At 69.7% G+C, this 23,497-nt stretch carries 13 protein-coding genes; 9 read left to right on the forward strand and 4 right to left on the reverse strand.

Annotated features, from left to right (window positions below; translation table 11 throughout):
* The first annotated feature begins 22 nt into the window (after positions 1-22).
* Positions 23-259 carry a hypothetical protein gene (locus P3102_RS19920; RefSeq protein WP_276360750.1) on the forward strand — a complete coding sequence of 79 codons (237 nt, stop codon included), beginning with the start codon at positions 23-25 and terminating at the stop codon, positions 257-259.
* Between the two features lie 244 nt (positions 260-503).
* Here the strand turns inward: P3102_RS19920 and P3102_RS19925 are convergent, their stop codons facing one another.
* Positions 504-1,391: an EamA family transporter gene (locus P3102_RS19925; RefSeq protein ID WP_276360751.1), complete on the reverse strand. Its 888-nt coding sequence runs from the start codon at positions 1,389-1,391 to the stop codon at positions 504-506.
* 79 nt (positions 1,392-1,470) lie between these two features.
* On the opposite strand from P3102_RS19925, the gene P3102_RS19930 reads away from it, so the two are divergent.
* Positions 1,471-2,361 (forward strand): LysR family transcriptional regulator, encoded by an 891-nt coding sequence (locus P3102_RS19930; protein ID WP_276360753.1) that lies wholly within the window; start codon positions 1,471-1,473, stop codon positions 2,359-2,361.
* A 72-nt stretch (positions 2,362-2,433) separates the two neighbouring features.
* Here the strand turns inward: P3102_RS19930 and P3102_RS19935 are convergent, their stop codons facing one another.
* Together P3102_RS19935 and P3102_RS19940 are read right to left on the reverse strand one after the other, a co-directional pair.
* Positions 2,434-3,294, reverse strand: a complete 861-nt coding sequence (locus P3102_RS19935; protein WP_276360755.1) for an NAD(P)-binding domain-containing protein — start codon at positions 3,292-3,294, stop codon at positions 2,434-2,436.
* A 9-nt stretch (positions 3,295-3,303) separates the two neighbouring features.
* The gene (locus tag P3102_RS19940; protein ID WP_276360757.1) at positions 3,304-4,179 is read right to left on the reverse strand and encodes an NAD(P)-binding domain-containing protein; all 876 of its coding nucleotides are present in this window, start codon (positions 4,177-4,179) and stop codon (positions 3,304-3,306) included.
* Between the two features lie 83 nt (positions 4,180-4,262).
* Here P3102_RS19940 and P3102_RS19945 point away from each other — a divergent pair, with 83 nt between their 5' ends.
* The 4 genes from P3102_RS19945 (at position 4,263) to P3102_RS19960 (ending at position 11,742) form a co-directional block, all read left to right on the forward strand.
* Positions 4,263-7,445, forward strand: a complete 3,183-nt coding sequence (locus P3102_RS19945) for a BTAD domain-containing putative transcriptional regulator (protein ID WP_276360759.1) — start codon at positions 4,263-4,265, stop codon at positions 7,443-7,445.
* A gap of 373 nt (positions 7,446-7,818) precedes the next feature.
* On the forward strand, positions 7,819-10,395 hold the full coding sequence (locus P3102_RS19950) for an FtsX-like permease family protein (protein WP_276371263.1): 2,577 nt from the start codon (positions 7,819-7,821) through the stop codon (positions 10,393-10,395).
* Positions 10,388-11,080 (forward strand): ABC transporter ATP-binding protein, encoded by a 693-nt coding sequence (locus P3102_RS19955; RefSeq protein ID WP_276360761.1) that lies wholly within the window; start codon positions 10,388-10,390, stop codon positions 11,078-11,080. The genes P3102_RS19950 and P3102_RS19955 overlap by 8 nt, the downstream gene beginning before the upstream one ends.
* Entirely contained in the window at positions 11,080-11,742 is a 663-nt protein-coding gene (locus P3102_RS19960) for an ATP-binding cassette domain-containing protein (RefSeq protein ID WP_276360762.1), read from the forward strand. Before P3102_RS19955 ends, P3102_RS19960 begins: the two co-directional genes overlap by 1 nt.
* A gap of 120 nt (positions 11,743-11,862) precedes the next feature.
* Here P3102_RS19960 and P3102_RS19965 read toward each other — a convergent pair whose 3' ends face one another.
* A complete protein-coding gene (locus P3102_RS19965) occupies positions 11,863-13,506 on the reverse strand; it encodes a tannase/feruloyl esterase family alpha/beta hydrolase (protein WP_276360764.1) in 1,644 nt (547 codons plus the stop codon).
* Between the two features lie 200 nt (positions 13,507-13,706).
* On the opposite strand from P3102_RS19965, the gene P3102_RS19970 reads away from it, so the two are divergent.
* From P3102_RS19970 to P3102_RS19980, 3 genes are all read left to right on the forward strand, one after another.
* On the forward strand, positions 13,707-17,993 hold the full coding sequence (locus P3102_RS19970; RefSeq protein WP_276360766.1) for a GH92 family glycosyl hydrolase: 4,287 nt from the start codon (positions 13,707-13,709) through the stop codon (positions 17,991-17,993).
* A gap of 271 nt (positions 17,994-18,264) precedes the next feature.
* Complete coding sequence (locus P3102_RS19975; RefSeq protein WP_276360767.1) at positions 18,265-21,336, forward strand: GH92 family glycosyl hydrolase; 3,072 nt, start codon at positions 18,265-18,267, stop codon at positions 21,334-21,336.
* Complete coding sequence (locus P3102_RS19980) at positions 21,333-23,420, forward strand: FUSC family protein (RefSeq protein WP_276360769.1); 2,088 nt, start codon at positions 21,333-21,335, stop codon at positions 23,418-23,420. The genes P3102_RS19975 and P3102_RS19980 overlap by 4 nt, the downstream gene beginning before the upstream one ends.
* Positions 23,421-23,497: the final 77 nt, after the last annotated feature.

Consider the following 23,497-nt stretch of genomic DNA (forward strand, 5'->3'; position numbering starts at 1 on the left):
ATGATACTGTAGCGTCCGGTGCATGGAGTTCCTGGCACCCGTCGCCGCGTTTCTCAGCCTTCCCCTCTTCCTGGCCGGGTTCGCGTGGTACGCGGCGCGCGCCCGCCGGGCCGGTGTCAGTCAGTCACTGCTGGCGCCGATCGAGGAAATCTGGGATCCGATCTCGTACAAGACCAACATCGAGATCCAGATCGAGGCCGAACGAAGTCCGGAGACCCCCGCACCCGGAGACCCGCCGGAGCCGAAGTGGCGGCTGTAGCGTCAGTACCCGACGGTGAATTGCCGGTCCTCGCCCCGGATTCTCGAGGTCGTCCACGACGGCGAGGGCGAGATCCTCCGCCGAGATCCCGGACGAACCGTCCTCCGCGGTGACGAGGCGATGGTCCGCCGCACCGGCGGCACGAACGCCGGTCGTCGATCACGAGACCGCCGGACGGTGACCGCAACGGCCCCGCGCCGCCGATCGGAGCCTGTCATTCCCGAAGCTCCGACAACGGCGATCTTCACCGTACGATGCCATTCTTTTCCGTCTGCGGCGTGCTTTGGCCTGCCACGATCGAGGCCAGGGCGAGGGCGAAACCGGCGAGCTGGACCGGGCCGAGCACCACCGCGCCGAGCACCGCGGCGACCATCGGCGAGAGCAGGCCGAGAACCGCGACCGAGGTGACCGGCAGGGACGTGATGCCGCGGAACCACAGGACGTAGGCGAGCAGGCCGCCGATCAGGCCGAGCCAGAGGTAACCGACAGCCGCGTTCAGGTCGATGGCGGGCGGCGCGCCTTCGACCACGAACGTCACCGGCACCAGGAACAACCCGCCCGCGGTCAACTGCCACGCGGCGAACGCGGTCGGCCCCACGTCGGCCGGGCGTCCCCACCGTTTCGTGAGCGTGACGCCGAGCGCCATGGTGCCGGCGCCCCCGAGTCCGACGACGACCCCGACCAGGTCGAAGTCCGCCGCGGGACCGATCACGACCAGGCCGACGCCCACCATCCCGACGATCCCCCAGGCGAACCGCCACGCGGACGGGCTCTGCCGCAGCACCGCCACGGCGAGGATCGCGGCGAGGAGCGGCTGGGCGGCGCCGAGCGTGGCGGCGACCCCGCCGGGCAACCGTTCGGCGGCGACGAACAGCAGGGGGAAGAACGTCCCGATGTTGAGGACGCCGAGCGCCGCCGCCTTCAGCCACCACCTACCGCGCGGGAGAGTGCGGGTGATGGCGAGCGCGATCAGTCCCGCGGGCAAGGCGCGCATGAGTCCGGCGAACAGCGGATGCCCCGGCGGGAGGAGTTCGGTGGTGACCACGTAGGTCGTCCCCCAGACGACGGGAGCGAAGGCGGTCAGGGCGGTACCGAGAAGTCCGGCCGAGAGGGGGGTGGTCAGCGGTTTCACGCTTCTCAGCTTCACCGCGGCCCATCAATGAGTCCAACACATGTTCGTCACTTGATCCATCGTGATTCACGATGGGTGCATGGAGCTTCAGCAGCTGCGGTACGTCCTGGCGGTGGCGGAGACGAACAGCTTCACGCGCGCCGCGGAACGTTGTCTCGTCGTGCAGTCGGCGCTGAGTCACCAGATCGCGCGGCTGGAGCGTGAACTCGGCGCGCGGCTGTTCGAGCGCACGAGCCGCCGGGTGCGGCTGACCGCCGCGGGCGAAGCGTTCCTGCCCGCCGCCAGGCAATGTCTCGAAGCCGCGGAACGGGCCGGTTCGGAGGTCGCCGCGGCCGTCGGCGAGATCCGCGGACGGCTCACCGTCGGTGTCATCCCGACCGTCGCGGCGGTCGACGTCCCGGCGGCGCTGCACACGTTCCGCGGCCGGTACCCGCACGTCCGGATCGGGTTGCGGGTCGGGGCGAGCGAAAAGCTGGTGGAGCAGATCAAGGACGGGGCGATCGAGGTCGCGTTCCTCGGCCTCCCGGTGGCCGACCGGCCCCACGGCGTGGCCACCTGCGAGCTGGGTCATGACGAACTCGTCGCCGTGGTGCCGCCGGGACATCCTCTCGACGGCGAGTCCGAAGTGGACTTGGAGCGGCTTTCGACCGAGGTCTTCGTCGATTTCCCCGCCGGATCCGCGGGACGGGCCCAGACGGACCGGGCTTTCGCCGCGGCGGGGATCACGCGGGAGGTGGCCTTCGAGGTGACGGCCGCCGATTTCATGGCGCGGCTCATCCACCAGGGTCTGGGCGTGGCGCTGCTGCCGTCGAAGTACGTGCCGAACCTGACCGACGTCGTCACCGTGCCGGTGCGGGACGCGCCCGTGCGGATCGAGCACCTCGTCTGGAACCGCTTCACGGTCACTCCGGCCGCGAAGGCGTTCCTGGCCGTGCTGGGCGTGGCACAGGTCGACGGTGCCGGTCCGTGAAGGCCTCCTTGAGGGACCCTGGGTCCCTCAAGGAGGCCTTCACGGACCGGTGATGCCTCCGTGATCAGGCGACTACTCGCGACCTTCCTTGATGATCTCGTAAAGGCTGGTCCAGGAGCTGCGCCCGTGTCCTGCGGCGATCGCCCGGTCGTAGTGCGATTTGATCGCCTCCGGCAGGACTACGTCGATTCCGGCGTCCCGGCTCGCCTGTACGATGTGGTCGGCGGACGCGCCCATCATCGTCACGGACGCCTCGTCGCCGGGGTGTTCGCCCTTCTCGACCTGTTCCACGGCGGCTTCCAGGTAGAAGTCCATCATCGCGAAGTTGTCCTTGGCATAGGGGAGGAACTTCGCGATCGGCACTCCGGCCGAGCGGATGAGCGCACTCGCGTGCAGGAACACCGAGAGCGAGTTCAGGAAGATGTCCAGCTGCGCCTGGTAGAACAGCTGCGCCAGGCGGACGTCCTCGCCGAGGAAGTCCGGGCGTCCGATCAGCGCCAGGATCTCCCGGTACTTCTCGAACACGTCGTTGGGGCCGCTGTAGAAGACGTACGCCTCTTCTTTACCCACCAGCATGGCCGGCACCATCACCCCACCCGCGATGAACCGCCCGCCCCGGGCCTCGACCCAGTCGGCGGCTTCGCGCGTCCTCTCCGGGGTGTCCGAGCTGAGGTTGACGATCACCTTGCCCGCCAACGCTTCCTCGGCCCTGCCGAGAATGTCGTACATCGCCGCGTAGTCGGTGAGACTCAGCAGCACCAGCTCCGACGCCGCCACCGCGTCCGCCGGCGTCTCGGCGCGCACCGCACCCGCGGCGACGAGGTCGTCCGCGCGGGCGGTGGTGCGGTTCCAGACGGTCACGCCGTGGCCGTTCTCCAGCAGTACCCGGACCATGGCCTGTCCCATCGGGCCGAGCCCGATCAGTGTGATCATCGTGTTTCCTTACTTCTTGAGGAGTTCGATGACGCCGATCAGGTCTTCGGCGCCGTGTCCGTCGGCGACTCGTTTGTCCATCAGTGGCTGGAGCGGCGTGAGCAACTCGGCACTGATGCCCTGCTCCTCCGCGGCCAGCGCCAGATTCGGGAAGCCGGCGGCCTGCATCCCGACGTTCGACACCACGTCGGTCAGGTAGTCGCCGTCGTCGATCTGCTCGGCCGCGCGCTCCAGGAAGCCGCTCATCGCGTCGATCCAGCTGCGGAGCAGCGGCGCGAATTCGCGCGCCTTGACCCCCGCCGAGCCGACGAGCGCGTACGCCTGGATGACGCCGATGATGTACCCGTACATCCCGCTGAGCAGCGCGATGTCGTGCAGTGGCGCCAGTCCGGGGTCGGCACCGAGGTAGTTCGCACCGCCGAAGGTGTCGAGGGCGGTGCGGGCCCGGCCGAAGACGGTGCCCGAACCGCTGTACAAGACGAACGCCGCGGGAGTGCCGATCATCGGCGGGACGGCCATGATCCCGCCGTCCAGGTACTCCGCGCCCAGCTTCTCGGCCCAGGCGGCCATCTCGCGTGCCTGACCGGGGGTGCCGTTGGTGAGGTTGATCAGCTGCCGTCCGGCGAGTCCGGCCGCCACGGGGTCCAGGACCTCGTGCACCGAGTCGTAGTCGAGCAGGCAGGCGATCACGATGTCGTTCGCCGCGAGAGCCTCCGAGATGGTCGAAGCGACCGAAGCTCCCTTCGCCGCCACCGCCTCGGCGCGGCTCGCGGTCCGGTTCCACGCGGTGACCGGATGCCCCGCGGCCAGTAGTGCCTTCACGAGCGCGGTTCCCATCGCGCCCAGCCCCAGTACCGTCACCGGGGTCTTGCCGTGTTCGCTCATGGGACCACCGTGACGGCGCCCGCGCACGGATCGCTGCGGGTCCGCGCACGGTCTTGTCGGTGGTCCGCGCTAACGTCGGTTTCGTGCGTTTCGGAGTGCTGGGACCGCTCGCCGCGTGGACGACCGCGGGCGAGCCCGTCGTCGTGCCCGAGGCCAAGGTCCGCCTCCTGCTCGCCGCGTTGCTGAGCCGGGAGGGCAGGGCGGCGTCGGTGTCGGCGCTGACGGACGACCTGTGGGGCGAACATCCGCCGGGCAATCCGGGTAACACCCTGCAGACCAAGGTCTCCCAGCTGCGCCGCACGCTGGAGCGGGCCGAGCCGGGCGCCAGGGAGATCGTGACGCACCAACCGGCCGGGTACGTCCTCGCCGTCGAGGCCGGTGACCTGGACGTCCACCGGTTCCGCGCGCTCACCGCCCGCGCCCGCGACACCGTCGATCCGCGAGCACGGGCCGCGCTGCTGGCGGACGCGCTGGCCTTGTGGCGAGGTCCCGCGTACGCCGGATTCGAGGACGAGCTCTTCGCCGTGGCCGCGGCACAGCGGCTGGAGGAGGAGAGGTTGCTCGCCGAAGAGGACAGAGCCGAAGCCCGGCTCGCGCTCGGCGAACACGGCATCCTCACCGGGGAACTGACGGCTCTGGTCTCGCGGTATCCGTTGCGCGAGCGGCTCCGCGGGCTGCTCATGCGCGCCCTGTACGCGTCCGGGCGGCACAGCGAAGCGCTGGAAACCTACGCCGCGCTCCGGGCTCGGCTGCGGGACGAGTCCGGTCTCGAACCGGCGCCGGATCTCGCGTCCCTGCACCAGGCGATCCTCGTCCGCAGTCCGGAGCTCGAGCCCGTCCGCGCCGCCGAGCCGGTGCGCGGGAACCTGCCGGAGTCACTCACCGAACTGATCGGCCGCACCACGGCGGTCAAGGAGGTCGGCGCGCTCGTCACCGACGCGCGGCTGGTCACCCTCACCGGCCCCGGTGGCGTGGGCAAGACCAGGCTCGCCATCGAGGCCGCCTCGAAGCTCGCGATGGCCGACGGCACCTGGCTCGTCGAGCTCGCGGGCCTGGACAACGTCGAGTGCCCGACGTGCCCACCCGAGGACCTCGTCGCCGTCGTCCTGACGGCCGTGCTGGACCTCCGTGAGGAGGCCAACTCGGCGAAGTCGGTCACGCGGTCACTGGCCGATGCCTTGCGGGACAAGGAGATCCTGCTCGTCCTGGACAACTGCGAGCAGGTCGTCGAGCCGGTCGCGGCGCTGGTGGAACGGCTGCTCACGGCGGCGCCCCGGCTGCGTGTGCTCGCCACCAGCCAGGAACCGCTCGGGCTGCCAGGGGAGAACGTCTGGGCGGTGCCGCCGCTCGAGCTGCCCGAGCAGACGGATCTCGCCGCCGTGCGGGAGTCGAGCGCGGTCCGGCTGTTCGCCGCCCGCGCCGCGGCGGCCGCTCCGGGGTTCGCGCTGGACGCCGGGAACGCGGCCGTCGTCACCAGGATCTGCCGCACGCTCGACGGGATACCGCTGGCGCTCGAACTCGCCGCCACCCGGGTCCGGACGCTCGGCGTGCACGAACTCCTCGCCCGCCTGGACGACCGGTTCGGCCTGCTGTCCTCGGGGAGGCGGGGCGGGCCGCGCCGCCAGCAGACTCTCCGCGCGATGATCGACTGGAGCTGGGGTCTGCTGAGCGAGCCCGAGCAGATCGTGCTGCGCAGGCTCGCCGTCCACGCCGAAGGCTGCGGGCTCGACGCGGCCGAGTCGGTGTGCGCGGGCGGCGGCATCGCCGCCGCCGACGTCATGGACCTGGTGTCCCGGCTCGTCGACAGGTCGCTCGTGGTCAGCAGGCCGGGCCGTTCCGGCGAGCCGCGGTTCCGGCTGCTGGAGTCCGTTTCGGCGTATGCCTTGGAGCACGCCGAGCGGGCCGGTGAACTCGACGAACTGTCCTTGCGGCACGCCCGTTTCCACGTCGAGCTGGCCGAACGCGGTGACACGGGGTTGCGCGGGAAGGAGCAGCGGCGCTGGCTCGACAGGCTGGACGCCGAGGGCGCCAACACCCGGCGCGCGCTGGAAACGCTGCTGCGGCTGGGAGAATCGCGGCTCGCGGTGCGGCTGGTGAACGCGACGACCTGGTTCTGGTTCCTCCGCGGGCGGCTCACCGAGGCCCGTCGCTCGCTGGACCTCGTGCTCGACATCGACACCGGCGACGAGTACGCGCAGGCGCTCGGCTGGCGCACCGGGATCGCCGTCCTCGACGGCACTGGCACCGAGGGCGCGGCCGAGGACGCCGTGTGGGGGATGGCCGATCCCCTCGCGCGGGCGCGGACGCTGTGGTTCCTCGGCTACGCGTGGTCCACGATCGGCGACCTGTGCCGGGCGGAGAAGCTCACCCTCGGTGCGCTAGGAACCGCTCGTGACATCGGCGACGACTGGACCGCCGCGGCCGCGCTGAGCGACCGGGCAGCCCACCTGATCGCCGGCGGAGACCTCACCGGAGGCGGCCGGATCGCCGCGCAGAGCACCGGGATCTTCGACGGGCTCGGCGAACGCTGGGGCTGGCTTCAAGCGTCGTTCGTCGTCGGCGTGCTGGCGTCGATAGCCGGGGATTACGATCACGCCGCCCGTGTCCATCGGGAAAGCCTTCGCCGCGCGGAGGAGCTGGAGCTGTGGCCGGAGGTCGCCTATCAACTGTCCTGGCTGGGGCGGACGGCACTGCTGACAGGGGATTTCGCGGGGGCGAAGGAGTTCCACGAGCGGGCCAGGACGCTGGCCGTCGAGCACAGCTTCAAACCCGGCGAGGTCTACGCCGAGACAGGGCTCGCGCTCGGTGAGCGACGCCAGGGACTGTTCGAGGCGGCCGAACAGCGGTTGCTGTCCATATTGGACTGGCATCGCCGCGTGGAGTCCGAAGCGGGCAGCACCCTCATCCTCGCCGAGCTCGGGTTCATCGCCGAGCAGCGCGGAGACACGGCGAAGGCGAAGCGGCTCCAGCTGGACGGCCTCGCGATCGCCCGGCACGGCGAGGATCCCCGCGCGATCGCCCTCGGCCTGGAAGGTCTGGCCGGGGCGGAAGCGGCAGCCGGTTCGTATCGCCAGGCCGCGCGGCTGCTGGGTGCCGCGGCGGCTTCGCGGCGATCGATGGGCGCTCCCCTGCCGAAAGCGGAACGCGGCGACGTCGACAGGATCACCGGCGTCGTCGTCGCGGCACTCGGAGAAACCACGTTCTCGGCGGAGAGCGCGGCCGGTGAAACGACTTCGATCGATCAGCTGGTGGCCGGCGATCGGTAGACATACCTCAGCGTCATCCCGACGAAACCGCTGACAGTTCACGGTGCCTCGAAGCCTGCCGTCAGGGTTTCGTGTTCGTGTTGACGGAGGAGACATCGGCTTTTCGTCCTTGCGGCGCATTCGGCACACTGCCCAGCAGGACGACCGTGCCGCAGCACCCTGGCCAACCGATCCGGACGAACACATTCGCTACCCGGAGTCACAATTCGACCCGTGGTAGTCATTCGATCGGCTCCGGATCACCACAATGGACCAGGCCTTACTTCACGTCCGCAACAAACGGTGATTCCTTTCTGTCGCCCAAGCGCCCCGACCGGTAGCGTGCGTATCCATGCGGGTGAGGTGGGGGGCTCCCGGCGGGCCCAGGGTGACGATGCCGTGGCGAGCGGCTCCAAGGGCGGCACTGACCAGTCCGCTGACTTTGCTCATCGCGGCGGTGACCGCCTTACTGGCCTGTTTTCTCGGCACCGCCGCCGTCCTGCAGGCCTCGGCCGCGGGCGGTGCCGCGGTGACGTACCAGTCCGGCATCGCGTGCCCGGACTACCACGGCCCCGTCTTCAGCAAGGACAACGTCCCCGCCGCGGTCGCTCCGCAGGTCGTCGACTCCGTCCGCCGCAACGCCCCGGCGCACGGTTTCTCCCCGCCGGTCACCTCCCGGTACACGCCGTACCTCACCGGCACCGAATTCAACGGCGATCCCCACTACAAGGTCGTCCTCGCCCACCGGGACCAAGCGCTTCCGGGCCATCTCGACCTGGCGGACGGATCGGCGAGCGCCGGATTCTGGCTCGGCACCGTCGTGGCCGGGGCCGAGGGGATCAAAACCGGGACCACACCGAGCATCCGCGGCACCTCGTTGCCCCCGGTGACCGGGCTGTACCGCGACCTCGCCGACCCGGCGCCGCGCTGGTGGTGCTCTCAGCAGCGGAACGCCGTCGTCAGCAGGCTCGCCAACGATCCGCTCGACTCGGTCATGTTCGCCACCGACGGAAAGACCTTCGACGACACGGTCCGCGCCTTGGGCATCCCGGCGATCAAGACCCTGCATCTGTCGTTCTACGAGACTCCTCCCCAGACCGTGAGCGAGGCCGAGGACCTACAGGAACGTTCGAAGGCGCTCATCGCCGCCGTCAAGGCGGATCTGGGCGCGCGAGGCCTCGGTGACGCGATCGTCGGCTCGCTGCCGTTCGAGCGGTCGGTGGAGATCAGCAATCAGGCCGAATCGAATGTCCTGATCTCGATCCTGCCGCTCGCGGCCATCAGCATCCTGGTCGGCTGCGCGGGGATCGGCACCGTCGCGTTGCAGTGGTACCAGCGGCGGCATCCGCAGCTGAGGTTGCTGTCCGCCCGCGGCAGCGGTCCGGGCGCGCTGGGCATGCTCGCGGTCGCCGAACTCGGGCTTCCCGTCGTCGCCGGTGGAGTGGTGGGCGCCGTCCTCGCGCGGCTGCTGCTCAGGGTGTACGGACCACCGGGTGCGCTGGACGACGGGGCGGTGCTCTGGGGGTCGCTCGTCGCGGCCGCCATCCTGCTCGTCTCGCTCGCGCTGCTCGCCGGGGTGATCTCCGTGCGCGCCCACCGGGAGTTCGAACTCGGCCGCGTCCGTTCCGGAGGCCGCCGGAGGGTGCGGATCCTGGCGTTCTTCCCCTGGGAACTGCTCACCGCCGGGGTCGCGCTGCTGGGCTGGAACCGGCTCGTCGACTACAGCAAGGGCTCGCGGATCGGCAACCCGCTCCCCCAGGTCGACCCGCTGGCGCTCACGTACCCGGTGTTCGTCGTGCTCACCGTCGGGCTCATCGCCGCACGGCTCGCCTGGCTCGCGCTGCACGCCTCACATCGGGCGCGGCTGTGGTCCCGGCCGGCGCTGCAACTGGCCATCCGGCGGCTCGCCAGCGCCCGCGCGCCGGTCACCGGCGTGCTCGTGATCGGCACGCTGGCCATCGGGACGCTGGCGACCGGGATCGGCATCGCCCGCGGCCAGGAAGAGGCGCTGCAAACGAAGTCGGCCATCTTCGTCGGGGCCGAGACGAGGGTCGACACCGAAAGCGTCGTCGGCACCGGGCAGGTCCGGTTGCCCGCCTCGGTCGGCGACACGACCACGATCGTCGGCGAGCTGACCGGCACCGGCAATGTCGTGCTGGTCGTGGACCCGCGGACCTTCCGCCGCGCCGCCACGCTCGGCCCGCTCGACGGCGCCGAGGTCGACCGGTTGCTGGACGGCCTGTCGAACCCCGGCGCCGGTGTGCCGGCGATCAGGATCGGGAAGGACGCGGCCGGGAAGACCGCGCTGCCCGCCGGTCTCGGCGACGCCAGGACGGTCGGCGAACTGCCGATGTTCCCGATCATCGGCACCAACGCCGGGTACGTGATCTCCAGGGAATCGCTCGGCACCGCGCAGCTACGCTCCGTGCCCAAGTGGAGCGTGCTGTCCAGCTCGTCGATGACCCAGGTGACCGAGGCGCTGAGCTCCGTCGGGGTGGCGACCGCGGTCAACCGCGTCACGCGTGGGTCCGCGCTCGACGCGCTCCCGTTCTACGTCGTGTCCTGGACGTTCTCGTTCATGGCCTTGCTCGGTGCCGTGCTCGGCGTGGTGGCGGTGCTGTCGCTGCTGGTCGCGGTCGAAGTACGGCGACGCCAGAACGCGCTGGCCGGGGCGCTGGTGCTGCGGATGGGAATGCGGCCGCGTGCCCTGCTGGCGAGTCATCTGATGGAACTCGGCGCGCTCAGCGGGCTCGCCGTGGTCATCGGTGTCGTCTGTGGTGTCTCGGTCGCGGGGCTTTCGGTGCCGCGCTTCGACCCGGCGACCTTCCTCCCGCCGCAGTCGACGCTGCCCGACCCGACCCCGCTCGCTTTGACCGTTCTCGCCGTCGGTGTGCTCGTCGTGGCGCTGGCGGGCTGGATCGCGATGCGCTCGGTGCGCACCGCCCGGACCGCGGAGTTGATCCGTGCCTGAGAAACCCCTCTTCCGGCTGCGCGGGATCGGCGTCGACTACCAGACGCCGGCCGGTGTCGTCACCGGCGTCGACGACGTCACCATCGACATCCCCGCGCGGGGGATCACCGTGCTGGCGGGGCCCTCCGGCTCCGGCAAGTCCACCCTGCTGCGGACACTCGGCCTGTTCGAGCAGCCCGTGCGGGGCACGATCTCCTTCCAGGGCACCGAAGCAGGTGAACTGCGGCATCGCGACCGGCGTGCACTGCGGCGGAACCACCTCGGTCTGGTGTTCCAGAACCCGACCGACAACCTGCTCGCGTACCTGAGCGTCGCCGACAATCTCCGCGCGGCGGCGGAATCGGCCGGAACGGAATGCCTGCCGGACGACATCCTCGACCAGTTGGGTCTCGGCGGGACCGGCGGCTGGCGGATCTCGGCGCTGTCGGGCGGGCAGCAGCAGCGCCTCGCGTTCGGCTGCACGCTGGCCCGCCGCTCGACCGTCGTGCTCGCCGACGAGCCGACGTCCCAGTTGGACGAACGGTCCGCCGACCGGGTGCTCGACACCCTGAAGTACCTGGCGGGTCAGGATTTCGCCGTCATCGTCGCCTCGCACGACGACCGGCTCATCGAACTCGGCAACCGGGTCGCGCGGATGCACAAGGGCAGACTGGAAAGAGTCGAAGAACGAGAGGTCGTGCCGTGATGGCGGAACCCGCCCTCGAGGCCGTCGGGTTACGCCGCCGGTTCCCCCATCCCAGTGGGGACGTCGAAGTCCTGCGCGGGCTGGAACTGCGGGTGGCCGCGGGCGAACTGGTCACCGTGTCCGGCCGGTCCGGTTCCGGCAAGAGCGCGCTGCTGGCGCTGCTGTGCGGTTTCGACTCGCCCGATTCCGGCAGTGTCCTGCTGGACGGCATCCCGATAGCGGGTGCGCCGCCGTGGCACACGTGCGCCGTCCTGCCGCAGGCACTCGGCCTCGCGAACGAACTGACGATCGCGGAGAACGTGGCGCTGCCGTTGCGGCTCCGCTCCGACGTCCCCAAACCCGGCGCGAAGGACATCCACGCGCGGGTTTCGGGGCTGCTGGAGGAACTCGGGATCGGTGACCTCGGCGACCGCTACCCGCTCGAGGTCTCGTTCGGGCAGCAGCAGCGGGTCGCGCTCGCCAGGGCGGTCAGCGGGCGGCCGCGGGTCCTGCTCACCGACGAGCCGACAGCGCATCTGGACGCCGGGAGCACGCCGCGCGTGCTTCGGCTGTTGCGGCGCTGCGCCGAGGAAGGCGCCGCGGTCATCGTGGCGACACACGACGACGACGTGCACCGGATCGCGGCCCGGCGGGTCCGCCTGCTGGACGGCGTTCTCTCCTGACCGACCCATGTTGTTGCGTCAGGTGGCCGGTCCGTGAAGGCCTCCTTGAGGGACCCTAGGTCCCTCAAGGAGGCCTTCACGGACCACAGGGCTCGACAGACCACAGGGCTCGACAGACCGCTAGGGAGCGACAGGACCTGCCTTCCCGTACAGGTCGTTCCCCGCCCAGTTCACGATGTCTCGCGAAGGCCGCGAAGGCGGGACCGGCACGAAGTTCGCGGCGTCGTCGACGCTTCCGGTGCCGTCGTATCCGGCCCGCAGCGGGTACGGGAACACCGGCCGGGTGCGGAAGACCTTGCCGTCGGCGTCACGGCCGGTGGCGATGGTCCGGTCCGGTGCGGTGCCGCGTTCGACCCAGGAGACCAGTTCCTTCAGCGGGTCGTACTCGGTCAGCTTGTCCCCGGTCGCGCAGTGGTACAGGCCGGGCACCATGAACAGCCGCGCCCAGCTCCGCGTCGCGGCGGGGCCGCCGTTGGCGCGGGTGAGCCGCTGGTAGTAGTCGATGGTGCCCGCGGCGGGGATCGCCTGATCCGCCCAGCCGTGCCAGAGCACGAGTTTCCCGCCCGCACGGCGGAATTCGCGCAGGTCCGTCGACATCGCGTTGGAGCGGACCCCTTCCGGGATCAGCCGGTCGAATTCGCGGGCCGTGAACGCGAACTTCCCGACCGACGAATGCGGTGTCCCGATCGGGTAGGCCATGTACTTCAGGTAGTTGTCGGCGAGCGCCTGCGCGAAGGGGACGCCGCCGGTTTCCGGTGACGGGACGATCCAGCCGTACCAGGAGAGCTCGGAGCCGACGGTCTGGCCGCCGGGGTACAGCTTGCGGCCGCGTTCGTCGGTCGGCGGAGCGTAGATCTTCTCGGTGGCCTCGACCTGTGCCGCGGTGAGGCAGCCGGCGTTGTCGGTGCCCGGCGGGCAGGCGATCGTGGCCGGGTCGAAGCGGCAGGTGCGCGGGTCGGCGACGGCGCCGTCGACGAGGCCGTCGGATTTGTCGCAGGTGGACAGTGCGGCGGCGTGCAGGGCGGGGAGTTTGTCGGCGGTCAGGATCGGCTTGCCGCCGGCGCCGGTGTTCACCTTGGCCAGCCAGGTCTGGTAGACGCCGATCAGCGGGCCCCAGTATCCGGCGGGCGCGCCGGCGACGATGCCGTCGAAGTCACGCGGGTAGCGCTGGGCCAGCAAAAGCGCCTCGCGGCCGCCGTCGGAGCAGCCGCTGAAATAGGACTTCTTGGGCGGGGCACCGTAGAACGCCGTGATCAGTCGCTTCGACGCCTTCGAGACCACGTGCGGCGCACGGAACGCGAAGTCGTCACGCGCGGCCTGGTCGTTTTCGGCCCACTTGCCGTCGTCGACCACCGAGGGGGTCGTGCCGACGTGACCGTCGTCGGTGGCAGCGACCGCGACGTCGCCGCCGTGCGGGAGGCCGCAGTCGGCGAACGGCGGGGTGTCGACCACCCCGCAGAAACCGCCGCAGCCGAACTGCAGGTACCGGCCCGCGTAGGTCTTGGTCGGCAGCCGGAGCTGGAACCGCACAGCCGGTTCGACGCGGCCGCGGACGTCGCAGTTTTCCGGCTCGGTCGCCGTCGCCGGCACCACGGTCGCGGTCTCGACGTGCGTGACCGCGCCGGGAAGGTCGTAGGTCCGCACGAGTTCGGCGCAGGTGCGCACCGGGCGGAAGGTGGTTTCGCCGGCGGTGGCCACCGGAGCCGTGAGTATCGAGCCTGCCGTGATGAGCGCCGCCACGCCGAGTATGGACAACCGCCGCATTTCCCCACCCCAGTCCTCGGATCGGCTTCCGTCGACTCGTTCACCCTGGCCCTGCTCTCGTCGGTTGTCCACCGGATTCGGGGTCAGCCGGGTTGTCCAGTTCGGGCCAGGTTTGTCCGGGTGTCTTGACATCGATGTCACAACCGAGTTCTTCTCTCTGGGCGTCACCGGTCCCCCCGCGAGAAAGCATTGGTGCGACGATGCCCCGAAGCGTCAGACCCTGGGTTTGCAGCCTTCTGAGTGCCACGGTCGTGGCCTCCGGGCTGGTAGCCCTCCCCGCCACCGCCGAAGAAATCCCACCGGACTTCCATTCCTCGTTCGAGCCGGGCGAACCGGAGCCGACGTGGAGCGACACCGTCGACCTCGACCCGTCGGGTCGGCCGAAGGCCTTCGGGGTGGACGGCGCGAACGCCACCACCATCCCCGGTGACATCCGCGGCAAGGTCACCGAGACCTCCGCCAACAGCGAGAACACGCCCAACGAGGGAGTGTCGAACCTCGTCGACGGCTCGACCGACACCAAGTGGCTGGCCTGGACACCGACCGGCTGGGCGCAGGTCACGCTGTCCGAGCCGACGTCGATCACGCGGTACGCGCTGTCCTCGGCGAACGACTTCGACAACCGCAACCCGCAGGACTGGACGCTGCGGGGTTCCGCCGACGGCCAGAACTGGACGGAGCTGGACAAGCAGACCGGGCAGAAATTCAGCGAGCCGCTCCAGACGAAGGAGTACCGCCTCGCGGCCGCGAGTGCCGCGTACAAGTACTTCCGGCTCGAAGTCACCAAGAACAACGGTGGCCCGATCATGCAGCTTTCGGAGCTGCTGCTGGCCAACGAGGACCCGGCCCCGCCGGCGCTGCCGAACATGCGCAGCTTCACCGACAGCGGCCCGCGCAGCGGCTACACCAGCAAGAACCGGGTCGGCTTCACCGGCCTGCGGGCCTTCCGCTACTCCGGCAGCCACCAGGCGCGAGGGCACGGCTGGTCGTACAACAAGATCTTCGACGTCGACATCCCGGTGGCGGCGACTTCGGAGCTGTCGTACAAGGTGCAGCCGGAGTTCGTCCGCGGTGACCTCAAGTACCCGAGCACGAACGTCGCGGTCGACCTGGCGTTCACCGACGGCACGTACCTGAGCCGGCTCGGCGCGGTCGACCAGTACGGTTTCGGGCTCTCACCACAGGGCCAGGGCGCGAGCAAGGTGCTCTACACCAACCAGTGGAACCTGGTGCGCTCGCAGATCGGCGTGGTCGCGAAGGGCAAGACGATCGACCGCATCCTGGTCGGCTACGACAACGCCGACGGGCCGGGTTCGCTGCAGGGCTGGCTGGACGACATCAAGGTCTCGGCGACCCCGACGCCGCCGGCGAGCCTTCGCCCGTCCGACAACGTGCTGACCACACGCGGCTCGCTGTCGAACGGCTCCTTCTCGCGGGGCAACAACATGCCCGCGACCGCCGTCCCGCACGGGTTCAACTTCTGGATCCCGACGACCGACGCGGGCACGTTGAGCTGGATGTACTCCTACCACTCACGCAACAACGAGCAGAACCTCCCGGCGCTGCAGGCGTTCTCCGCCAGCCACGCGCCGAGTCCGTGGATGGCCGACCGGCAGACGTTCCAGTTCCTGCCCTCGACCGCGTCCGGGGTGCCGAATCCCGACCGTGAAGCGCGGAAGCTGCCGTTCAAGCACTCGAACGAGACGGCGCGGGCGCACTACTACGGCGTCGACTTCGAGAACGGGATCAAGACCGAGGTCGCGCCGACCGATCACGCGGCGCTGTACCGCTTCGAATTCCCCGGGGCGGACTCCAACCTGATCTTCGACAACGTCGACAACAACGGCGGGCTCACCCTCGACCCGGCGGGCAGGTCGATCACCGGGTACAGCGACGTGCGCAGCGGGCTGTCCGCCGGCGCCACCCGGATGTTCGTCCACGCCACCTTCGACAAGCCGGTGACCGCCGGTGCGAAGCTGTCGACCGGTTCGGGTGAGCAGAAGCGGGACAACGTCCTCGGCTACCTGAAGTTCGACGCGGGTGCGGACAAGACGGTGAACATGCGGATCGCGACCTCGCTGATCAGCGTCGACCAGGCGAAGAAGAACCTGGAGCAGGAACTCGCCCCCCACGCGACGCTCGAGTCGGTCGCCGCCACCGCACAGCAGGCGTGGGACGAGAAGCTCAAGGTCGTCGAGGTCGAAGGCGCCTCGAAGGACCAGCTGATCACGCTGTACTCGAACCTCTACCGCCTGTTCCTGTACCCGAACTCGGGGTTCGAGAACGTCGGCACGGTCGAGAAGCCGGTGAAGAAGTACGCGAGCCCGGTGTCGCCGAAGACCGGCCAGGACACTCCGACGCAGACCGGGGCGAAACTGGTCGACGGCGAGTTCTTCGTCAACAACGGGTTCTGGGACACCTATCGCACGGTGTGGTCGGCGTACTCGCTGCTCAGCCCGGACACCACCGGCAAGCTGGTGGACGGGTTCGTGCAGCAGTACCGCGACGGTGGCTGGATCTCGCGCTGGTCCTCCCCCGGTTACGCGGATCTGATGACCGGGACGAGTTCGGACGCCGCCTTCGCGGACGCCTATCTCAAGGGAATCAAGGGCTTCGACGTCCAGTCTGCCTACGACTCGGCGATCAAGAACGCCACGGTGACCCCGCCGAACGGCGCGGTCGGCCGCAAGGGCATCGACGAGGGCACGTTCCTCGGCTACGCGCCGAACACCGCGGACCACGGGTTCTCGTGGGCGATCGAGGGCTACGTCAACGACAACGCCATCGCGAACATGTCGAAGAAGCTCTACGACGAAGCTCCGGCGAACGACCCGCGCAAGCAGGAGTACCTGGACAACCACGGGTACTTCACCGAGCGGGCCACCCAGTACGTGAACGTGTTCGACCCGAGTGTCGGCTTCTTCCAGGGCCGGGACGCGGCGGGCAAGTTCACCCGGAGCAAGGAGGAGTTCGACCCGGAGGTCTGGGGGATCGACTACACCGAGACCAACGCGTACGGCATGCGGTTCTCGGTTCCGCAGGACGGACAGGGCCTGGCGAACCTCTACGGCGGCAAGGCGGGGCTGGCGGCCAAACTGGACGAGTTCTTCGCCAAACCCGAGCAGGGCCTCAAGTTCGGTACCTACCCCGGCGTCATCCACGAGATGACCGAGGCGCGGGACGTGCGGATGGGCATGTACGCGCATTCCAACCAGGCCGCGCACCACACGCTCTACATGTACGACTACGCGGGTCAGCCGTCGAAGACGCAGGCGAAGGTCCGCGAGGCGCTGTCCCGGCTGTATGTCGGCAGCGAGCTGGGCCAGGGCTACGGCGGCGACGAGGACAACGGTGAGCAGTCGGCGTGGTGGCTGTTCGGGATGCTGGGCTTCTACCCGCTGCAGGTCGGCAGTTCGGACTACGCGATCGGCTCGCCGCTGTTCACCAAGGCGACCGTGAACCTGCCGGGCGGCAAGAAGATCGTGGTCGACGCGCCGAAGAACAGCGCGAAGAACGTCTACGTGCAGGGCCTGAAGGTGAACGGCAAGCCGCAGACCTCGACGTCGCTGGCGCATGCGACGATCGCAGGAGGCGGGACGCTCGACTTCGACATGGGGCCGAACCCGTCGTCGTGGGGTACCGGCCCGGACGACGCGCCGAAGTCGATCACCAAGGGCGACGCGGTGCCGGCACCGGTGCACGACCTGACCAAGCCGGTCTCCGGTGGGGACGCCGCGTTCTTCGACAACACGTCGCGGACCGAGGCGAAGGTCGAGGCACCGATCCAGTATCAGGTGCCCTCGACGAACGAGGCGGGTTCGTTCTACACGCTGACGTCGGGCAAGGGCGCCGGTGACGCGAAGAGCTGGGTGCTGAAGGGTTCCTACGACGGGAAGACGTGGGCGGTCGCCGATCGGCGGACCGACCAGAAGTTCTCGTGGCGGCAGCAGACCAGGGCGTTCAAGATCGCGAACCCGGCGCACTACGCCTACTACCGGCTCGAGGTCACCGCGACCACGGGCGGGGAGGCGTCGCTGGCGGAGTTCGAGGTGCTGGGCAAGCCCGACGCGGCGTGCACGCAGACGATCACGGGCGCGCACAAGGGTCCGCTGACCGTGCGGAACGGGGTGACCTGCGTGGACGGCGCGACGGTGTCCGGTCCGGTGTCGGTGTCGGCGGGGGCGAGCCTGATCGTCCGCGGCGGGACGATCTCCGGTCCGCTGACCGCGAACGGCGCGGCGCAGCTCGTGCTGGATCGGACGAAGGTGAACGGTCCGGTGACGATCACCGGGGCGACCGGGCCGGTCTCGATCGAACTGACCGAGATCGGCGGACCGGTGGCGTTGACGGGCAACAAGGGGCCGGTGCTGGCTGCCAGCACGATCGGCGGGCCGCTGGCGTGCACGGCCAACTCCCCCGCTCCGACGGACCACGACCTGCAGAACACCGTCCGCGGCCCGGCCGCCGGGCAGTGCGCGAAGCTGTAGGCCTCCGGTGAGTACGTGAAGGCCCCCTTCCTTGCGCCAGACACAAGGAAGGGGGCTTTCACGTACCCGGGCCACGCAATTCGTCATCTACTTGCGATCGCGGAGGATGCCGATGCCGACGAGAGCCGCGCGGACAGCAGGGTGAGCGCGGGACCGGCGCGGCACCAGTGCCCTTGCCTCCCGAGTCGGGTACGGAGTCTTTCCTCACGCGTTCAGTCCTCCGGACACGGCACACCGAGCCGGGCTCACGCGTGCGAGTTACGGTGGCCTGGTGACGATCACCGGGTTCTTCTCCTCCTTCGAAACGGGTGATCCGCAGCCGGTGGATCCGGCCTTGCGCGTCGGCACCGGTCCGCGGTCGTCACCGACCGCGAAGGCCGACGTCGGGTTCACCGGCGCGCACGCCCTCCGCTACGAGAACACGCTGCGCGCCACGCTGTTCGAAGTGGACATCGAGGTCACCGGTGACACCGAACTGTCCTACGTGGTCTTCCCCGAAGCGGGCACCGGCTACCGCGGCACCTTCGTGGCCCTGGACGTCGAGTTCGCCGACGGGACGTCCGCCGGGTTCACCGCCGCCGGGCAGGGCCTGGACAAGACCCTGTACGTGGATCAATGGAATCTCGTGCGCCGCGGGCTGGGCGCGTTCACCGGACGGCGGATCGCCCGGATCGTCCTGGTCAGCGAACCACCGGACGGCGAGGGCGCGGGCTGGGTGGACGACGTCCGGATCACCGAGCGCGCGACCGGGATCCGCGAGCCGGTGGACCACGTCCGCACCACCCGCGGCACGCAGTCCAGCGACGAGTTCTCGCGGGGCAACAACTTCCCCGCGACCGCGGTCCCGCACGGCTTCAACTTCTGGACCCCGGTCACCGACGCGGGTGTCACCAACTGGATCTACAGCTACCACCGGCACAACGACGCCGCGAACCGTCCCGCGCTGCAGGCGTTCGCGCTGTCGCATCAACCGAGTCCGTGGATGGGCGACCGGCACACCTTCCAGGTGATGCCGGGGATCGGTCCGGTCGAGGCGGACCGGACCCGCCGCGCGCTCGCGTTCTCCCACGACGACGAGATCGACCGGCCGCATCACTACGGTGTCCGGTTCGCCAACGGCATCACCACCGACATCGCGCCGGCGGATCACGCGGCGCTGTTCCGGTTCACCTTCCCGGGTGACCGCGGCTGGCTGCTGTTCGACAACGCCCGGAACCGGGGAGGGCTGCGGCTCGACGCGGCGAACGGTGTCCTCACCGGTCACACCTGGGTGCGCAGCAGGTTGTCGGCCGGGGCGCGGCGGATGTTCGTCCATGCCGAGTTCGACGTCCCCGCCGAGAACGGCGGCAGGATCCGGCGCCCGGTGTGGCGCACGGTGACCGGGTTCCTGGAGTTCGCGGCCGGCGAGGTGACGATGCGGATCGCGACGTCGCTGATCAGCCTCGCGCAGGCCAAACGGAACCTCGACCAGGAGATCCCCGCCGGGACGACCTTCGAGCAGGTGCGCGCGCAGGCTCGCGCGCAGTGGGCCGAGGTGCTGGGCCGGGTCGAGATCGAGGGGGCGACCGAGGACCAGCGCACGACGTTCTACTCCAATCTCTACCGCCTGTTCCTGTATCCGAATTCCGCACACGAAGTCACTCCGCGAGGAGTCCGTCACGCGAGCCCGGTCATCCGCCGCCTCTGGCCCAGCACCCGCACCAGGACCGGCGCGAAGGTCGTGGACGGCGAGATGTACGTCAACAACGGCTTCTGGGACACCTACCGCACCACGTGGCCCGCGTACGCCCTGCTGACCCCCGGCAGGTGCGGGCGGATGATCGACGGGTTCGTCCAGCAGTACCGCGAAGGCGGCTGGATCTCACGCTGGTCCTCCCCCGGCTACGCCAACCTCATGACCGGCACCAGCTCCGACGTGGCCTTCGCCGACGCGTACCTCAAAGGCGTGCGCGGGTTCGACGTCGAGGCCGCGTACGAGGCGGCGTTGAAGAACGCGACGGTGACGCCGCGCGGGCAGAGCGTCGGCCGGAAGGGCCTGCACGAGTCGATCTTCCTCGGGTTCACGCCGACGTCGGTCCATGAGGGACTGTCGTGGGCACTGGAGGGCTGCGTCAACGACTTCGGCCTGGCCAATTTCGCCGAGGCACTCGGCCGGGACGACGACGCCGCGTACTTCCGGCAGCGCTCGCAGCAGTACACGAACCACTTCGACCATCTGATCGGGTTCTTCCAAGGCCGCAACCGTGACGGCAGCCGCCACTTCGCCGCCGAGGGCTACGACCCCGAGGCGTGGGGCGGCGACTTCACCGAGACGAACTCCTGGAACACCGCCTTCTCCGTTCCCCACGACGGCGCCGGGCTCGCCGCGCTGCACGGCGGCACCGAAGCACTGGAGTCCAAACTGGACACCTTTTTCGCGACGCCGGAGACCGGCCGCAAACCGGGTTCCTACGGCGGGCTGATCCACGAGATGACCGAAGCGCGCGACGTCCGGATGGGACAGTACGGGCATTCCAACCAGCCGTCGCACCACATTCCCTGGATCTACAACCACGCGGGCGCACCCGCGAAGACGCAGCGGATCGTGCGGGAAGTCCTGCGGCGGCTCTACCTCGGGAGCGACCTCGGCCAGGGCTACCCGGGCGACGAGGACAACGGCGAGATGTCCGCGTGGTACGTCTTCGCCGCGCTCGGGTTCTACCCGCTGGCGATGGGCAGCCCCGAGTACACGATCGGCGCGCCGCTGTTCACGAAGGCGACCGTGCACCTCGAGAACGGGAAGGACCTGGTCGTCGAGGCGCCCGGCAACACCGGCGACACCGTGTACGTCCAAGGGCTGACGATCGACGGACGGCCGCACGAGAGCACCACGCTCCCGCATTCCGCGCTGGCCGAGGGCGCGGTGCTGAAGTTCACGATGGGCGAGCGACCGTCGGACTGGGGCCGCTCCCCCGTCGAGCCCGCCGACCCGCGACCGCTCACCGACATCACGGCGGGCGACGGCCCGCTCTTCGACGACACCACCAAGACCGAGATGACCTTCCCCGGCCGTGAACCCGTCATCGAGTTCCCCGTCGAGGACGCTTCCCGCGACGTCGTCCTGTACACGCTGACCTCGGGAACCCGCCGCGGTGATCCGCGTTCGTGGATGCTGGAGGGATCCGACGACGGCGAGCACTGGACGCTGCTCGACCAGCGTGCGGGCGAGACGTTCCGCTGGCGCCGGCAGACGCGGCCGTTCGCCCTCGCCGAACCGGCGCGGCACGCCCGATACCGTCTTCGCGTCACCTCGTCCACCGCCCGGCGGGTCACCCTCGCCCAAGGAGAGCTGCTCGCCCGATGATCACCCGCATCACCCAGGCCACGACCGACCGTCTGGTCGCCTCCGATCCCGGCCTGGTCCGGCTCCGGCTCGGCTTTTCGGCCGTCCTCAGCATCGTCGTCGCGGTACTGGCCATCCTGCCGTTCCACCAGCCGCTCACGGTCACCCTCGTCGCCGCGATCGCCGCGATGACCTCGGCCTTCACCGTCAACGACGAAACGCCGGGCAAGCAGGCGGTGACGCTGGTACTCGGGCTGGTGCTCGGCGCCGCGTCGCTCACCGCGGCCAGTGTGGGTTCGGCGGTGCCGCCGCTGGACAGTGTCGTGTTCGTACTGCTGATCTTCGTCGCGGTCTACGCCCAGCGGTTCGGCTCGCGCGGGATCGCGCTGGGCTCACTGTCGTTCTTCCTGTTCTTCTTCGCGATGTTCCTGCAAACGCAGTTGAACCAGGTCCCGGTGCTGCTGCTGGCGCTGACCATCGGCATCGCGGCCAACGCGGTGGTCCGGTTCGTCCTGGTGCGCAGGGACACCGACGCGGAGTTCCTCCGGATCCGGCGGGCGTTCCGGGCGAGGCTCGCCGCGGTGGTACGGGCGGCCGAGGACCACCTCGCGGTGGGCGGCAGCGAGCGCACCCGCAAGCGACTCCGCCGGACGAACGCCCGGATGCACGAATCCGTGCTGCTCATCGAGGACACCGCGCCGGAGGTGACCGGCGCGGATTCGGCGAACCGGCTCCGCCGCCGGGCGATCGAGGTCGAATTGGCGGTGCAATGGCTGACGATCACGGTGCAGCGCACCTGTGCCGAAGATCTCGACGAGGACGTCCGGGACGACCTGATCGCACGGATGCGGCGGTTCCGGTCGCTGATCGAACGCGATCCCCGTGAGCTGCCGCTGATCAGCGAAACCGAAGAGTTCAGCAAAATGCTGGTCGAAGGCAGCCGGATCGACGAGCACGCCGAACCCGGTGACGGCGTCCGCCGCGCGCTCGCCGAACTCGCACTGGCCGATGTACGGGCACAGCGGGTCGCCGAGCACGACGTCTCCGATGCCGCCGACGATCCCGAAGACCCCGAGGAGGAGAAGTCGTCGGCGTTCGCCTACGACAACCAGACACGCAGCGCCATCCAAGCCGTGGTGGGCGGCGGGCTCGCCGTGCTCGGCGGGGAGCTGGTGTCGAGCCAGCGGTGGTACTGGGCCGTGTTGACGGTGTTCGTGGTGTTCATCGGCTCGTCCACGGCGGGTGCCACGTTCGTCAAAGGCGTCCGGCGGCTCGGCGGCACGCTGATCGGGATCGTCGGCGGACTGGTGCTGACGCTGCTCGTCTCGGGCAGCGTGCCGGCGACGCTGGCGCTGATCCTGGTGTGCGTGTTCGGCATGGTCTACATGGCGCGGGTGTCACAGGTGATCATGGCGTTCTTCGTCACCAGCATGCTCGGGCTGCTGTACAGCCTGCTGGGCACGTTCAGCATCGAGGTGCTCTGGATCCGGGTCGCGGAGACCGCCGTGGGCGCCGCGGCCGGGGTGCTGGCGGCGGTGGTGATCGTGCCGGTGCGCACCCGGGCGGTGATGCTGGACGACGTGTCGGCGTTGCTGGAGGAACTGGACGAATTCGTCGAGAAGGCCGCCGGCCTGCTGACCGGTGCGGAGAACGTGAGCGTAATCGAGAAGTCACGTGATCTGGACCGGGCGGTGGACAAGGTCCGCACGACGATCGAACCGCTCACCCATCCGGTCAATCTCAGCAGCCGCCGCGACTACGGCTGGCACGTGCTCACGACGGTGGAAACGATCGCGTTCCGCGCCCGGCACGTCGCGGCGCGAGCACAGCCAGGGCTGCTGCTCACCGAGGCGGACCGGCTGCTGCTGTACACCGGGCGGATCCGGGAGAACACCGCGGTGCTGAGAAAGGCGATCGGCGACCCCGGCGGCTCGGGACACGGGACGCTGATCCGCGACGACGGCACGCCGGTGGCGGACCGGATCGACGATCCGCGGGCGCGTTCGGTGCTCACCAGCCTCGGGCATCTCGACGAGACGGTGATCGCGCTGGGCCGGGTGTTCGGGATCGAGGCCACAGACCCGGTGCTCTCCGGGAAGCCCTGAGCGGCGCACCCTGGTCCGGCCTCGTGGGTGGTGCGGACGGCGTCAACCGTCCGCACCACCCACGAGGGTTGCGGCCA

This window comes from Amycolatopsis sp. QT-25 (assembly GCF_029369745.1).
Taxonomy (GTDB): Bacteria; Actinomycetota; Actinomycetes; order Mycobacteriales; family Pseudonocardiaceae; genus Amycolatopsis.